Below are 16,048 nucleotides of genomic sequence, written 5' to 3'. Positions count from 1 at the left end.
GGCATTGCTTTACTAAAACTGCCCCAAAATTTTTGTTGATAATGCCTGACACCAAATATTGAATGAGCCTTCTCCTAGTCAATACCTAGGGTTTCTGCCATTTTCCTCAAAGAAATTAATCAAACGTTTGTGTAAAATTGTCTCCTAACCAATCGTTTGATTAAATTTAGGCAAATTCCTATGAAAATAACAATTTTAGCTTATTAAACTCAAAAAATTTGACGAAATAATTGAAGATAAGTAGAAACCATATTATCTAATGGAACTTTAATTGAATTCAAGGAAAAAATTTTAGCGGTTGATTTTAGCTGAGAACTCAATAGAAATGTGTAATCCTGAAGGTTATATGCACCATGGAAATAACCATTTTTAGAGGTATTTGAGGACTTTTTCATTGAAATTTCGAACGGGTCATATACGGTGATGGTAAGTTGAATCACATCGAGAGCATTTTAGTCATGACCTTTCTATTTGAATGTCTCCCGATATACAGATACTAGATTCTAGCAATTTACTTATGTCGAAATAATACCCCCCCTATATTCCAAGCTTCTCCTTTATCCGCAACGAATACTTGGTATGATAAATTTAAGCTTAAATGGAAATACTGTTGATGATCAAATAAATTCGATCATTAAACATATGATAGTTACAATATTAGTCCTACACCAATTGAAAACACATATTGGTCTTAAACCAATTTATAGGAGTGATTTCAATGGATGAAGAAGGAAATATTTTAGTTGGTTTATTATGGGGAACAGCACTAAGCGTACCTTTATGGCTTGCTTTTATTGGTTGGATTAAAATCATCTCTCATTATCTTTTGCAATGATAAAAATAGCAAAATTTTTAAATTAGAGATCTATATGCTTTTTCGTTTCAAAATTACTTTTCAGAAAGGATACAAATCAAGTGCCTAATGTCGCAAAAATAATTAGATGTTTAATATTAATAATCCCTTGCCTACGTATGTAGACAAAGGGACATTATTAATATAATTGATTTTGATGCCATTTCCAAGCATCCTTAATAATTTGTTCTAAATTCCGCTCTGCTTTCCAGCCTAATTCAGCATAGATTTTTTCTGAAGAGGCTACGAGTCTTGCCGGGTCCCCTGGTCGACGATCGGATAGAACCACATTAGCTTTTAAACCTGTTACCCTTTCACACGTTTCAATAACTTCTTTGACCGAATAGCCTAGACCATTTCCCAAGTTATACACTTCATTCGACTTTTTACCCGTTAAAAGTGCATCGAGAGCACGGATATGAGCATGTGCTAAATCGGTGACATGGATATAATCACGGATACATGTGCCATCTTCTGTATCATAATCCGAACCAAAAACTGAAACCCGATCCCTCTTACCAAGCAAATGTTGAAGAACAATCGGAATTAAATGAGTTTCTGGATCATGGCTTTCTCCAATCGTTGCTGTCTCATGGGCACCAGCGGCATTGAAATATCGAAGTATTATATATTCCAACCCATAGGCTTTTGCAAAATCAGCAAGAATATGTTCAATCATTAATTTCGAACGTCCATATGGATTAATCGGTGATGTTGGACAGGTCTCCTTAATAATATCTACATTTGGAATTCCATAGGTAGCAGCAGTGGAAGAGAAAATAAATTTTTTTACGTTATGTTTAATCATGGTATTTAGTAATGTTAAAGTGGCTGCCACATTATTTTGATAATATTTCATCGGTTCGACAACGGACTCACCAACTAAACTAAACGCTGCAAAATGCATTACCGCTTTAATTGGATAACTTGAAAATACCTTTTCCAAATCTTCTTGATTTCCTAAATCCCCTTTAAAAAAGATAGCTCGACTATCGATAGCTTCACGATGGCCGGTAGTCAAGTTATCCAGAACCAATACTTTTTCTGATTCTACTAATTCCTTTACAAGATGGCTACCGATATAACCAGCTCCACCAACAACGAGAATCATATTTTTTCCTCCTTTGCAATCATTTAATAAACTTATTATTCAATACTCTATAGACAATTATTGCTCTAAATTCTTTCAATTAATCTATCATACTATTGTGGTTTGCTTGGAATAATGCTAATTCCATCCTATGTAAAAAAAACAACCCTTGCCTACGATTTGAACAAGGGTATAGATTTCCACGATTAATTCTAACCATTCTTTTTATTTTACATCAGCCTGATGTTCCGCAAGAATTCCATTTACCTTGTACATTACTGCATTTTGGATAGCGGACAATTTCTTCATACCATCCTCCATTGACTTTCCTTTGACTCCGAAATAAAATTTTGCTTTTGGTTCTGTACCTGATGGACGTAAGCAAAACCACGAACCGTCTTCCAAATAGTATTTCAATACATTTGATGATGGCAACTCAATTTTTGTCTCCAGATCCTTGGTGTATCTTATGGAAGTTAAGTAATCTTCAATTGCCACAACTTCTATACCTGCTACTTCTTTCAGCCTATCGCGTCTGAACCTATCCATTAATTTAGCAATTTGCTCAGCACCATCTTTTCCTTTTAAGGTAATCGACTGTAGAGATTCCCGAAAGTAGCCATATTTCTTAAAAATCTCTAATAATCCTTTGTATAGAGTCATACCTTTAGATTTATAATAAGCTGCTACCTCTGCAGCAAAAATGGCAGATTGAACTGCATCCTTGTCTCGAACAAAGTCTCCAATAAGATACCCATAACTTTCTTCAAATCCAAATAAAAATGTATGCTTCTCATTCTGTTCAAATTCATTAATTTTTTCACCAATAAACTTAAAGCCAGTTAGTGTATCCAAAGCTTGCAGGCCATAGTGTTCTGCAATTGCGCGTCCAATTTCAGAAGTCACAATCGTTTTGATCACAATACCATTTTCAGGAAGGATGCCTTTTGCTTGTTTTTGCGATAGTAAATATTCTAGCATCAAGGCTCCCATCTGATTCCCTGTTAATACTACATACTCACCGTCCTGATTTTTTACCGAAACACCCAAACGGTCTGCATCAGGATCTGTTGCCATAAGGATATCTGCATTTATTTGTTTTCCATACTGAATAGCTAATTCAAAAGCAGCATGTTCCTCAGGATTAGGAGATTTAACAGTTGAAAAGTTTGGGTCCGGCTGTTCTTGTTCTTTTACAACAGTTACATTCTCAAAACCAAATGCCTTTAATCCTGTAAGTACTAGTTTATTTCCGGTGCCATGTAATGGAGAGTATACAATTTTCAATTCTTTAGCAACGCTTGCCACAATTTCTGGATTTAATTGAAGTTTTTTTAATTGCTCAACATAGGCTACATCCACTTCTTCTCCAATATAGGTTAATAATCCACCATTTAGTAACTCATGTTCTTCGGCCACTTCTACCGTTAACTCATTTTCTACGGCATTCACATACCGTATAATGGTATCCGCAGCTTCAGGTGGAATCTGGCCACCATCCTCGCCATACACTTTAAATCCATTATACTCCGGCGGATTATGGCTTGCTGTAATAACAACTCCTGAAAATGCGTTTAAATAGCGAACGGCAAATGATAAAACTGGAGTTGGCCGAAGTTCATCAAATATATAAGTTTTTATACCATGCTTTCCAACCGTTTTAGCTACCTCTAACGCAAACTCAGGGGACTTATGGCGAGAATCGTATGCAATCACTACTCCCCGTTTTTTAGCTAAATCACCTTGTTCACAAATATACTGAGCAAGTCCCTCAGCAGCCCGGCGAATAGTATAAATATTTAAACGATTTATACCTGGCCCTAGCTCCCCCCTCATTCCACCAGTTCCAAATTCTAAATGTTTATAAAAGCTATCCTCTAAAACCTTCTTAATATTTTTATATTCGAATAATTTATCTTTTAACTCTTTATCCATTTTATTAAAAGAAAACCATTTTTCAGCATTGTCTAACCAAGTCAAATTTCTTCACCTTTCCCAATTGTTGCATGTTGGATATTTTCATTAAGTCTGCTACAATTTTTTCAATTTGTTTCTGATGATACGAACTATTCTTCTTTATTGATGATTTTAATTCATTTATGATAGACAGATTGATATGATAGGTTTTAAATTCTTCCCAATTAATGGTTTTACAAAGATTTCGTTGAATTAAATAATCAATGGTATTTTGGTCTTCTTTCATTGATGGCCTATTAAGAATTAATAAAGGAACATCAGCACTTAATGCTTCCCCAATTATTCCCCATCCTGCTTTTGAAATAACTAAGTCTGAAGCAGCAATGAAATTTTGAGATTCCAAGTAATCCCTTGAGATTTGATAAACATTAGGATAGTTAACGTTAACATTTGAAGAAACCAAAAACACACAGTTTGGACTATTCCAAATAGACAATTGTTCAAGCGATGCAACATCTATTTTCATTCCAAGCCCCAAAAAAATAATTGATTTATTATTTTCAGGATTAACCCATTGTCTAATTCTATCAACCTCTCGTAAATTAACTTCCCGTGAAAAATATCCATATTCTTTAATAGAAATATCCCATTTCTCCTTACTACCAGCTAATGAAAAAAAATAATCCATCTTACTATACGCATTCTTTAATAGAAGTAACTCCGAATGGTCAATTAAACCATGATATGCTGAATACCAAGTAAAGTTCGAGATTCCTACAGAAGGAATGCCTAAATTTCTAGCCGCCTCAAATGGTAATGGAGAAATGTCCGATAAAACTAAATCTACCCTATTGTCCGACAAGAATTTCTGTTCTTTTTTAATTTTACTTTCCCAATTAGAAGTGAATTTCTTGTATTGTTCGAGTAACTGTATTTTATCTGGAAAGATTGAATCCTTTTCTAAAAAGTATCCTATATCAGTCCCAATTTCTCGATAGCTTATCCTATTACAATTTATTGATGCTTTAATAAAAGGCAGTGCAAAAGAATGACAAACAATGATATTCAAATTTCGATTTTCAAGAAGTTTTCTCATTATAGCTATACTTCTAGAAGCGTGCCCATATCCATAATCTGAAATATAATAGGCAATGTTTTTCAAAATATTACACCTCAAACATAAGTAAAAGAGAGGAAAGGACTGAGGTCCTTTCCTCCAAAAAATTATTTACAGAATCACTTTTGCTTTTGACTTTTGAAAATGATTTATTACTTCATTCCAATCAAAATATAAACGAGTAAAATCTTCATCACTAATGCCTATTCCGGTTTGAACTTCAACAAATTCCAATTCAGAAAGAGCCTTAATACCGTGCTTTTTCCCAGCCGGAAGATGAATGATATCTCCAGCTTTTACTCTCGTAATTGACTCGTCCAATGCTAACTCTCCTTCACCACGGACAATAGTCCATACTTCATCTCGCAGGTTGTGGTAATGGTAACTCGAATTCTTCCCTTCATGAATACAAATTCGTTTTGTAACCATTTCATTACCATCATCATATTTAGCATAATCAAGGACACGAGACCAGCCCCAAATTCGCTCTTCATACATTGGGGGCTGGTCAATTCCGCTAATTAAGTCCTTAATTTTTGGACTAGAAGACTTGTCTGCAACCAGAATACCATCAGGACTTGCAGCAACGATGATATCCTTTACTCCCAGAACAGTAACAGGTATATCTAATTCATTTATCAAATGTGTATTTTGGGTATCATCACTAAGAATACCTTTTCCAATTTGAGAAGTAGCCATCTCTTCAGTTAAAGTATTCCATGTTCCTAGATCTTTCCAGCATCCATTATAAGGTAAAGCCACAATATGATTAGCTCTCTCAACTACTTCATAATCAAAACTAATTTTAGGAAGAGTTTTATATTGTTGTACTAACTCTTCATAATTTAGTGGCAACCCTTTTTCTAACAATATATCAATTAAATACCTTAGCTTAAATGCAAACACGCCACAATTCCATAGTGCATTCATATTAATAAGCTCTTTTGCCTTTTCTTCACTTGGCTTTTCTGTAAAGTTATTTACCTCAAAATAATTTTCTCCATTAACTATTCCTTTTGGAACAATATAGCCATACTTAGATGAGGGATATGTTGGCTTTACTCCTACTAATGCCAACTCTGCCTTTGACTCAATTAAAACATTTTCTAATTCTTTTACCTTCTCAAAAAAACTCTCTTCCACGTATGGGTCAACCGGCAATACAACTACTACTTCATCTACCGAAACACTTTGAACAGAAAATAAAAAAGAGGCTGCTAATGCAATCGCTGGAAATGTATCCCGGCGTTCTGGCTCTATAATTAGAGGAACATCCATTCCAATCTGTCGTTGAATCATATCTCTTTGCAATTTCGATGTTGCAATAACAGAGGAATCAGCAAGCCCGACTGTTTTCAACTGCCCCCAAACACGCTGGACCATGGATTGCTTCTCATTCTCATGACCTTCTAATACTCGCAGAAACTGTTTCGATCTAGTATCATTCGATAATGGCCAAAGACGCTTACCCGAACCTCCTGAAAGTAATACAAGCTTCATAATACACCTCCAAAAAAATCAGGCCCAATGGACCTGATTTTATATTTATATTGTTCACGTTAAAAAATGATAATATTATAAAATCAACTTACCAACTACAAAAGGAATTAAATGGTATTAATTTAAATTAAAAGATTAGAAAGCAAATATCCTATTTTAATATTGTTTTTTATAATAATTACAATACCAATCTGTAAAATGCTGCAACCCTTCTTCAATTGATGTTTTTGGTTTAAATCCAACAGCCTGTTCCAATTGTTCAGTTGATGCATAAGTAGCAGGTACATCTCCTAGCTTTATTGGTTCAAAGACCTTTTCAAATTGTACTTCTCTACCTAATGAATTACTTAAACATTTCTCTAAAGTATTTATAAACACCATCAATTTTTCTGGACTATTGTTTCCAATGTTATAGACTATATGTGGAACATTATTCTCTCCTACAGAAGGGTTATTTAGGAGACGTATAATCCCTTCAACGATATCGTCAATATATGTGAAATCGCGATAAAGATCATTTTCAAAATCACCATTGTTAAAAATCTTAATTGGCTCACCGTCAAAATACTTCTTAGTAAATCCGAAATAAGCCATATCTGGTCGTCCCATAGGACCATAAACTGTAAAGAACCGAAGCCCCGTCGCCGGTATATTGTAAAGATGACTATAGGTATACGCCATCAATTCATTTGACTTCTTGGTGGATGCATATAAGGATACCGGGGTATCCACAAAGTCCGTCTCCTCAAAAGGAACCTTTTTATTTGCTCCATAAACAGAGCTTGAGGAAGCATAGACAAGGTGATCGACTGGATTATGCCTACAAGCTTCTAGTATATTGTAAAAACCGATGATATTGCTCTGGATATATACATCCGGATTTTCAATTGAATATCTGACACCTGCTTGTGCAGCCAAATTGACCACAATATTAGGCTTGTACTCTTCAAAAATCTTAGTAATAGACTCTTTATCAGAAATATCACCTTTAATAAAAGTAAACTGCTCAAAAGGCTCTAGTTTCTTTAGGCGAGCAAATTTGAGATTTACATCATAGTAGTCATTAATATTATCGATGCCAATCACTCGACAGCCTCGCTCAAGTAATTCTTTTGATAAAAAATATCCAATAAAACCAGCTGATCCGGTTATTAGATATGTTTTACTAGTATCTAGAGGATTGTAATCCATGATTTCTCCGCTCCTTTAATCCTTCTCTAGTTGCAGGTTTTCTACCAATAGAGTGATACTCCACATCTGCTTCTTTCATCTCTTGAACACTGTATATATTTCTTCCATCAAACACTAAAGGTGTTCTCATCAACTTCTTATAAGTTTCTGGTGATACTGCTTTTATTTCTTCCCATTCTGTAAAAATAAAGCAGACATTTGCAGCATCTAGAGCTTGCTCAATATTTGATACATACGTGATACTACCTTTTCCATTTTTACCTTCTGGGTACACTTGAGCAAAGTTTTTTGCACCTACAGGATCATAGGCATAAATATCGGCACCTTGTTCTAATAATAAAGGTACGTTTTCAAGTGAAGCAGCCTCTCTTAAATCATCTGTTCCAGGTTTAAAAGTCAATCCTAATACTGCTACTTTCAGACCATCAAAAGTGATTAATCTTTTACTAGCTTTCTTATATAACATTGTTTTTTGTTCTTTGTTTACCTCAATCGCAGCTTTAACGGTTTTCAGCTCATAACCATGCTGTCTCGCAATATACTCTAATGCCTTTGTATCTTTAGGGAAGCAAGAACCACCAAAACCAATACCGGCATTTAAAAACTTGCTGCCAATCCGCTCGTCATAACTCATCCCTTTTGCCACATCTTGAATATCCGCACCAACTAATTCACAAAGATTAGCGATATCATTCATGTAGGATATCTTAAGAGCAAGGAAATCATTTGATGCATACTTAATCATTTCTGCCGATCTTCGGTTAACAGAAACAATGGGCAAATGAAATGGCTCATAAATTTTCATAAGCATTTCTTCTGCCCATTTACTTTCCGTTCCTATAACTATTCTTTCCGCATGCAAGGTATCATGAACAGCAGAACCCTGTGCCAAGAATTCTGGGTTGGATGCCACTTCTACCTTTACATCATTGACTAAAAAATCTTGAATAAACTGCTCTACTTTATCATTGGTTCCAACGGGAACCGTAGATTTTACCACTACTAGACAATCTTTTTCTACTGATTCAGCGATTTGTCTAGCCACTGTTGCGATATATGATAGATTTGCAGAGCCATCAGGTTGTTCAGGTGTACCAACTCCAATAAAAATAGCATCTGCATTCTTATATGCTTCTTTATAATCTGTAGTATAGTTTAATCTCCCTACTGCATAATTCTTTTTCATTAGTTCTTCAAGTCCAGCTTCGTAAATGGGAGAAATTCCTTGTTTCATTAAATTAACTTTTTTTTCATCAATATCAACACAGGTAACCTGATGTCCTACTTCAGCAAAACAAACACCTGCAACTAATCCGACATATCCTGTACCTGCTACTGCTATATTATACATAAAATACCTACCTTTTTTTAGTATTACAAAATTGAATTCCAAAACTACTGTTTACATTTTTGCTAAACAAAAGATACCAATAGTTTTTCTTAATACAAATCGGTTCAAATAAAAAACTAAAGATATTGCAATTGAATAATAACAATAATTTATTAACTACTAAATTATAATAATCAAATCAATAACTATTTTTTTAAACCAATTTTTCTTATATTAAAGAAATGTAATTTTTGAATTTTAAATATATACCAACCAGTTATCGTAATATAAACTACAGTTCCAACCATAATCTGAATAAATAAGGTTATAAAATCATTTGAAAATTCAGGCGTATACTTGATAGTTAGATACATTAAAACTCCTGAAAAAAGGAAAAACAATTCATATTTAAAATACTTAAAATATGAAAAAGATTTTCTTACACTAAAAAGTTGATAAAAGCAAACTATGAACTCAGCAATAACTGTGCCAATCGCGGCTCCTATTGCACCGAAACGTGGTATGAATATTAAGTTAATAGAAAAATTTGAAATAGCACCTAGTATTGCAGATGTAATAAAAATTTTATCTTTTTTACTTGGTATTAAGTATTGAGACCTTATCACATTTCCACATGCTAAAAACAGTACCGTTATAGCCAAAAATTTCATAATTACACCAGTTTGATAGAAATTCTCCCCATAATATAGCAAAGCAAACTCTTCGGATATTGATATAATACCTATCATAGCTCCTGTAGCAAAAGCCAATACTATAAGCATTGTTTTATCTATATATTTTCTACTTTCTTCAACTTTATTTTGTGACATTAAAGCAGTTATTCTTGGCATCATTACGGTACCAATTGCAGTAATTAAAGCTATTGGGACATTAATAATTTTCTCTGCATTATCAAAATAACCTAAGTCATTCATTGTACCCATATAACCAAGCATAATTTTATCCATAATTTTATATATACTAACAGAAATAACAGGTACAAATAGTATTAAATTTGGTTTAAAATGTCGAATAACATCTTTAAAAGATACTTTAGTAAAACATATATATTTTCTTAAGAAAGGCCAAAGACTTAGTTGACTAATAAGGTATCCACATGCCATTATTGCAATATAAATATAAACATCTTCTTTACTTTTAACCAAAATAACTATTAATAAAACTGTTGTTAATTTAACTAATGTGTTTCTAATTACTGTTAGTTTAAATTGCTCCATTCCAAAGAAAAACCAGTTTATATCAAATAATGATGATAAAACAAAAATACCTTGTATCAATGCAGCCTTTTTGTCTATTGCAAAATTCATAGTGTACAATATATATATAATTAAACAAATTGCAAAAGAAACAAGCTGCATTGTGTAAATCTCCCAGAAAGTCCTTGATCTTTTTTCAAAATCATTTTGTAATGAAGCAATTACTCTATTTCCATAATTATTTAATCCTAGCAAAGTAAAAAAAGTAAAATATAATGCTATTGAATATGATAAAGAATATGTGCCAATACCACTAGGGCCAATTACTCTTGAAAGATACGGTGCAGTAACAAATGGGAGAAAAAGTATTAAAAATTGGTATAAAAAATTATAAATAACATTCTTTTTTAAACTAGACATAATTTTCCTCTTAATTACGAATAATTCTAGCTGGTACTCCAACTGCTATTGAATTATCTGGAACATCATGGAGCACAACAGCATTTGTACCGATTTGAACATTATTCCCAATCTTAATTCCACCAATTATCTTTGCTCCAGGAAAGATCACCACATTATTTCCTATTATCGGATATTTACCATCTTTTTGACCTAGTGTAACCTGTTGATAAATTTTACAATTATCACCTATTATTACATCACGACCAATTACCACACCCAAAAAATGATCCAATTTAAAACCTTTTCCAATTTTGCAATGCATAGAAATTAATACAGAGTATTTGATCTCTAGATGGTTCTGTATTAATTTTTTTATTAACTTTGATTTTACTTTTTGCATATATGCAATCCAAACTATTACTCTAAAATTTGGATTAAACAGCCAATTATAAAGGATTTTAAATATATTAACCTTCACTCTACCTGTCATTATTTTATATTCGGAAATTATTGTTTTTATCATCTAATTCCCCCTTTATAGTCAATTATTATTTACTTTTATTATGAGAAACTAAATTAAGATCAATAAGTTGCCCAAATTGATAATCGTATTTCTTCGGTTCAAATGGTGCAAAACCACACATATGGTAAAAAGTCATTTCTCCAAAAAATACACTATCTTCAGATTCATAGAAATCTACACGTACAAATGGAATATTTTCTGATAATATTGTCGCCAATTCTACCATTTCTTCATAATATTTAGGTTTTGTTAAACTTTTTTCCCCCGCCATTTCATGGCCATTTTTTACTGGAATATGTTTAAATGTTTTCACATCAAAAAAATCAAATTTTGTATCTATCATTCTATCCGAAGCCACGTACATCAGTACAGGTTTTCCATTTGCACAAAAAAACTTATAATCCTTTAATTGGTCACCCGATTCATCAACCAGATACTTTTCTGCTATAATACGCGGCTTAACATCTTTATAAACCCACTCCCTTCCGTACAAATAGAACTTTCTTTTTAAACTTTTATTAATTTTTTCCTTTGCCTTATTTAAATCCATTTTCTGTTTATCTTTACAAATTACCAATCCACCGGAATCGTGAGTACACTTTAATACGAATTGCTGGGGTAATTTATCAAAATCAATTTCTTCAAAACTATCCCAACATCCATAAGTAGGCACAACATATTTACTACCAATTTTCTCTTTAACAAAAGACTTTACCTCATATTTATCTACTAAACGTGTATATGAAGGATTACGGTCATATAATTTTAACCACTGTATTTTTTCATTAAAGGTTTGAGGATTTACAAGATTTAACTTCTTACCAAAGTGGAGATAATACATAAGATGTAAATATGTTTTGTCAGATAAAATCCCTCCCTACCCGACTTAAGGCAGCTATAAGTAATTTCTTCGGGTTATATACATATTTTATAAATCTCATTCAATAATCCTCTTTCTATTATTCATTTTTTTTATTACTTTTTTTTCTTCAATTGATACTTTTAAAAAGTACTTAATATAGTATGCCCAGAAATCTAAATGAATCAACGCTTTCCAAAAATACTGAGAAGCAACACCTCTAAAATCACGATAAAAAACGGCACCTTTTATTGACATTAAAAGCCACATAAAATAACACTCTCTTTTAAACTTTCTAGGCTCGTAAAGCATTAATTCATTATTACGTTTTATAAGAGTACTTATATGCCTTTCATATTCTTTAATGCTAGCACAATAATTTCCAAACACAATACTGTAGTGTAATAGTTGAATTTTGTCAGTCAAGTATTCTCCTAGTAAAGGCTTTAATAGTTTTTTTTGAACAATCATGGCACATTGCTTCTGTTCTTCACTATTTGCTATTGATGCTTGACTTTCATGAATTCGGTATTGTAGTACAACTTCATCTAGTACTTTAATTTTTTTTACCGTCATACAATCAGCCCAAAGCATATAATCCTGTGACTTTTTTATAGTTTCATTATATTTAATTCCATTTTGTACAAGCAAATCCTTATTTATCATTGCTGTAGGATGTACCAACGCACAATTAAAAAAAATCATCCTCATCTTTAAAACTTCAAAATCTTCTACTTTTGACATAAAAATTTTATTACTGCCTAGAACCTGAGCATAGCCGCCTAACACAATTACATCCGGATTATTTTCTAAAAATGCAATTTGTTTTTCAAACCGATCCAATTCACTAATATCATCAGCATCCATTCGAGCTATATATTTCCCAGTAGCCAACTCAATCCCTTTGTTTAAGGACTTTGTAAGCCCTAAGTTAAATTCATTACGGATTAGTTTAATTCTCGGATCCTTATAACTTAAAATTGTTTTAATATTATCTTTAGTTGTACAATCATCAATTATAAGAAATTCAAAATTACCATACGTTTGGTTCAGAATACTTTCAATAGCTTCTCTTAAAAATTTATTATCTGTTCTATAAACAGACATTACTACCGATATCAACGGAGTACTATTTTTACTCATACTCTTATTCCTTCCATTTAAACTAATTACTTCTCCATACTAATTTATAATTAAACGGTTTAATTCCACCAAAAATATAAAGAATTGCTATAATAAAAAACGACTGTGGAAAAAGTAGTTCATATTGCCACTCACTAAAGAATACCGTATAGAGCATGAATATCGACAAACAATTCCAAAACATATTCCTATTGGAATTAGCATATACATAATTAACTATAAACGCATAAATACTGGGGCCTATTATTATTCCTAATACCCCAAAATCTTTCATAAATGGATATAAAGCAGTTGAAACTGCGTTCCCCTTTATTGTAGGTGTAAAGTTAATAAACTGATTTACATACGATGTAATTATATTGTCTGCTCCCGCATAATCATGTCCAAAAAGTCTAGAATATCCAATTTCAAATGGTGTAGATAAAAATCCAAAAGTTGCCCTTCCAAAAAGAAAATTATCTTTTAAAGCAAATTGTTCTGGATTCTCGATAATATAATTTAAATATATTATTGGCCCTGTAAAGTAATAGTATGCATTTTGCAAAGCACTGGTGTCATTAGATAAGCTTCTTTTAGAACTTATAAAAATCATAAACACTACAGCAAAAACTATTAAAAGCTTTATAACTATATTACTTTCTTTAATTTTTTTTAAGACATCTTTAATTTGTTTAGAATTAATTAGAAATGCAAGTATATAGAATACTAGACATTTAAATAGAGCGTTCCTACCAGCTGTAGCAAGAACAATCATAACAATTCCAATTATTGAAATTAATAATAGAGTAATATTGGTTTTCTTTTTTGTTACTAAATACGCTGAGATTATTGTTGTAGCATAAAAAATCGGAAATATTATCCATTGACAAATTAATGCTTGTTGCGTGTTAAATATCACATTAATTGTATTTGCATTTAAATAGTAGAATCTTACTTTTTGCCAATCTCCAGCAGTAAGCAGTGGGACAGTTTTTACAACAAAAGGTATCAACCAAATAATTGCTACTATATTTAAAATTAATAATAATAAATTCGTTCTGCTTTCGGAAAAACTAAATTTTTTATTACTGAAACCTATTGTTTTATATCTTAAAAAAGTGATAAATGATATCAAACTAAAAAACAATGTACTAAGTAATATATAAAATATTGTTTTTATAGAAGGTATATATATATCTAAAAATCCTTGACTTGCCAAAAATGTGAAACCAAGCCACATAGTACTATATATTGAAACTGGGTTTATCTTAAACTTATACACTTTAAAAGATAACATCATTAAAACAAAGTATGGTATCAATATGAGTAGTGAAAATATTAATATTTGCATACCCGCCTCATTCTAATATAAAAATTTTTTCAAAATATCTTCCTAGTATACATTATCTAATTACAAATAATTTAGTTCCATCAACTTTTCTATGATGGCTAGTATAGATTCATGGATACACCTAAAATAAGTTTTATAACACTGACTAATTTAAATGGAAGGGAAATATACTTATAGAAAACTAACTTATCGAAAAAATTATGGAATAAATTTGAAATTATGTGTTTTTCTATTAGAATACATCTTCCACGAAAAAAACGTTATTCAAATTCATCCCAGAAGATTTTTTTGCAAGGTAAAATCATCATTAAAGCTCCACTATATTACTAACTGTTTGTAATTTCTACATTATAGGTCGGAGAGCCTATTTTCATCTCAGGTTGAGAGCAAACAGATGAGGGATAATATTATGAATAATTTCTAATAAAACTCCTTTATTGCTAACTTTATGAATTTATGTGTTTAGTTTTCTCTTAAGATCAATTTAAGTATTTCGTGCATATTTGTAATATAGCAATCTTGCTTATATTTTTTTTCAACACATTTTCTATTGTTAATAATCATTCTAGTTGCATTATTATCTCGAAAGATAGAAACAATATTATTTAGTAGAGTATTTATATATATCTTATTATCGAGGGATAAAACTATTCCATTCACACCATCTTCTACAATGTCGGGAATACCAGCATGATTTGTAGTTACAATCACCATACCGTTACCCATAGCTTCCAAAATGGAAATTGGCTGACCTTCATTCGGATATCTAGTAAGCAAAATAAAAATATCACTTTGCTTTAACAAATCTTTCTTTCGCTGGCCGTCAACAATGCCATGGTAGGTAATAAATTCTTGAAGCTCATTTTCTTTAATATAACTTTCGAAGAATTGTCGTTCACTATCCTCAAAAAATTTACCAGCAAAATTAAAATGTAACCGCTTCTTGCTGCCAGTAGCAACTCGTTCTTTCTCCCGCTTAGCCATCTCTAGAACTTCAGGATAGCCTTTACTCCTAATAAAATTGCTTAAGTATAGAACATGCAATACTTCCTTTTGAAATATTGCCGATACCTTTTCCTCAAATTCTGTGTCTGACATTAAGAAAACATCGTCAACACAATTTGGTACAACAAAAATTTTATCTTCATTGATCATTCCCTGAAATATGGACTTTAGTGCGGGACCAAGCACAATCACACCTGCTAAATTATTTATGGCTTTGTAATTCATTTTCTTCTGCCAACCTTGCAATTCAAAATCTACCAGCTTGCGATAATAGCCACCATGAAGATGAATCAAACATTTCTTGTTTTGAAGACTAAGTAGTTTAAGTATTATTAGATCTCTAATATTTCCTCCTCTGGTCTGACTAATAGTAAAATAAAACAAATCTGCTTTGCTTTTCCAAATTTTAATAAGATTCCTTAGAAATCTTTTATTGTTCGTAATATCTACCTTTTCAAAATCAAACTGTTTAGAAAGATTAGAATTATATAGTGTCTCCACTGCTTTAGACAATCCATGCATTGGTGGTGGAAACTGTGCTATAAAACATATTTTTTTCTTTTTCATTGAA

12 protein-coding genes are annotated in these 16,048 nt (G+C 31.9%); all 12 read right to left on the bottom strand.

The features are described from left to right. Positions 1 to 992: 992 nt before the first annotated feature. The 12 genes from galE to GZA11_RS01730 all read right to left on the bottom strand — a co-directional run bounded on the left by galE (position 993) and on the right by GZA11_RS01730 (position 16,044). The gene (galE, locus tag GZA11_RS01785; protein ID WP_163182672.1) at positions 993 to 1,964 is read right to left on the bottom strand and encodes a UDP-glucose 4-epimerase GalE; all 972 of its coding nucleotides are present in this window, start codon (positions 1,962 to 1,964) and stop codon (positions 993 to 995) included. A gap of 204 nt (positions 1,965 to 2,168) precedes the next feature. Further along, entirely contained in the window at positions 2,169 to 3,878 is a 1,710-nt protein-coding gene (locus GZA11_RS01780; RefSeq protein WP_163182730.1) for a phospho-sugar mutase, read from the bottom strand. A 22-nt stretch (positions 3,879 to 3,900) separates the two neighbouring features. Beyond that, positions 3,901 to 5,022 (bottom strand): glycosyltransferase family protein, encoded by a 1,122-nt coding sequence (locus GZA11_RS01775; protein WP_163182671.1) that lies wholly within the window; start codon positions 5,020 to 5,022, stop codon positions 3,901 to 3,903. A 66-nt stretch (positions 5,023 to 5,088) separates the two neighbouring features. Then, a complete protein-coding gene (locus GZA11_RS01770; protein ID WP_163182670.1) occupies positions 5,089 to 6,477 on the bottom strand; it encodes a sugar phosphate nucleotidyltransferase in 1,389 nt (462 codons plus the stop codon). Positions 6,478 to 6,633: 156 nt separating this feature from the next. After that, positions 6,634 to 7,668: a GDP-mannose 4,6-dehydratase gene (locus tag GZA11_RS01765; protein WP_163182669.1), complete on the bottom strand. Its 1,035-nt coding sequence runs from the start codon at positions 7,666 to 7,668 to the stop codon at positions 6,634 to 6,636. Then, positions 7,643 to 9,019, bottom strand: coding sequence for a UDP-glucose dehydrogenase family protein (locus GZA11_RS01760; RefSeq protein ID WP_163182668.1), 1,377 nt, complete (start codon positions 9,017 to 9,019; stop codon positions 7,643 to 7,645). The genes GZA11_RS01765 and GZA11_RS01760 overlap by 26 nt, the downstream gene beginning before the upstream one ends. A gap of 185 nt (positions 9,020 to 9,204) precedes the next feature. Beyond that, the gene (locus tag GZA11_RS01755; protein WP_163182667.1) at positions 9,205 to 10,635 is read right to left on the bottom strand and encodes a flippase; all 1,431 of its coding nucleotides are present in this window, start codon (positions 10,633 to 10,635) and stop codon (positions 9,205 to 9,207) included. A 10-nt stretch (positions 10,636 to 10,645) separates the two neighbouring features. Continuing rightward, positions 10,646 to 11,140: a serine O-acetyltransferase gene (locus tag GZA11_RS01750; protein WP_204317734.1), complete on the bottom strand. Its 495-nt coding sequence runs from the start codon at positions 11,138 to 11,140 to the stop codon at positions 10,646 to 10,648. A 25-nt stretch (positions 11,141 to 11,165) separates the two neighbouring features. Next, positions 11,166 to 11,981, bottom strand: coding sequence for an ATP-grasp fold amidoligase family protein (locus GZA11_RS01745; protein ID WP_163182666.1), 816 nt, complete (start codon positions 11,979 to 11,981; stop codon positions 11,166 to 11,168). Positions 11,982 to 12,077: 96 nt separating this feature from the next. Next, positions 12,078 to 13,142, bottom strand: a complete 1,065-nt coding sequence (locus GZA11_RS01740) for a glycosyltransferase family 2 protein (RefSeq protein ID WP_163182665.1) — start codon at positions 13,140 to 13,142, stop codon at positions 12,078 to 12,080. Positions 13,143 to 13,164: 22 nt separating this feature from the next. After that, positions 13,165 to 14,472 carry an O-antigen polymerase gene (locus tag GZA11_RS01735; protein ID WP_163182664.1) on the bottom strand — a complete coding sequence of 436 codons (1,308 nt, stop codon included), beginning with the start codon at positions 14,470 to 14,472 and terminating at the stop codon, positions 13,165 to 13,167. A gap of 462 nt (positions 14,473 to 14,934) precedes the next feature. Next, positions 14,935 to 16,044, bottom strand: a complete 1,110-nt coding sequence (locus GZA11_RS01730) for a glycosyltransferase family 4 protein (protein ID WP_163182663.1) — start codon at positions 16,042 to 16,044, stop codon at positions 14,935 to 14,937. Positions 16,045 to 16,048: the final 4 nt, after the last annotated feature.

The organism is Neobacillus sedimentimangrovi (assembly GCF_010614825.1).
In the GTDB taxonomy this organism is placed as follows: domain Bacteria; phylum Bacillota; class Bacilli; order Bacillales; family Cytobacillaceae; genus Neobacillus; species Neobacillus thermocopriae.
The sequence above is the reverse complement of the archived record's forward strand: the minus strand, read 5'-3'. Positions and strand labels throughout refer to the sequence as shown.

Coding starts and splice junctions, on each gene's coding strand:
- GZA11_RS01760 (WP_163182668.1), bottom strand. CDS start 9,019: ATGTATAATATAGCAGTAGCAGGTACAGGATATGTCGGATTAGTTGCA.
- GZA11_RS01765 (WP_163182669.1), bottom strand. CDS start 7,668: ATGGATTACAATCCTCTAGATACTAGTAAAACATATCTAATAACCGGA.
- GZA11_RS01735 (WP_163182664.1), bottom strand. CDS start 14,472: ATGCAAATATTAATATTTTCACTACTCATATTGATACCATACTTTGTT.
- GZA11_RS01755 (WP_163182667.1), bottom strand. CDS start 10,635: ATGTCTAGTTTAAAAAAGAATGTTATTTATAATTTTTTATACCAATTT.
- GZA11_RS01730 (WP_163182663.1), bottom strand. CDS start 16,044: ATGAAAAAGAAAAAAATATGTTTTATAGCACAGTTTCCACCACCAATG.
- galE (WP_163182672.1), bottom strand. CDS start 1,964: ATGATTCTCGTTGTTGGTGGAGCTGGTTATATCGGTAGCCATCTTGTA.
- GZA11_RS01740 (WP_163182665.1), bottom strand. CDS start 13,142: ATGAGTAAAAATAGTACTCCGTTGATATCGGTAGTAATGTCTGTTTAT.
- GZA11_RS01750 (WP_204317734.1), bottom strand. CDS start 11,140: ATGATAAAAACAATAATTTCCGAATATAAAATAATGACAGGTAGAGTG.
- GZA11_RS01770 (WP_163182670.1), bottom strand. CDS start 6,477: ATGAAGCTTGTATTACTTTCAGGAGGTTCGGGTAAGCGTCTTTGGCCA.
- GZA11_RS01745 (WP_163182666.1), bottom strand. CDS start 11,981: ATGTATTATCTCCACTTTGGTAAGAAGTTAAATCTTGTAAATCCTCAA.
- GZA11_RS01780 (WP_163182730.1), bottom strand. CDS start 3,878: ATGGATAAAGAGTTAAAAGATAAATTATTCGAATATAAAAATATTAAG.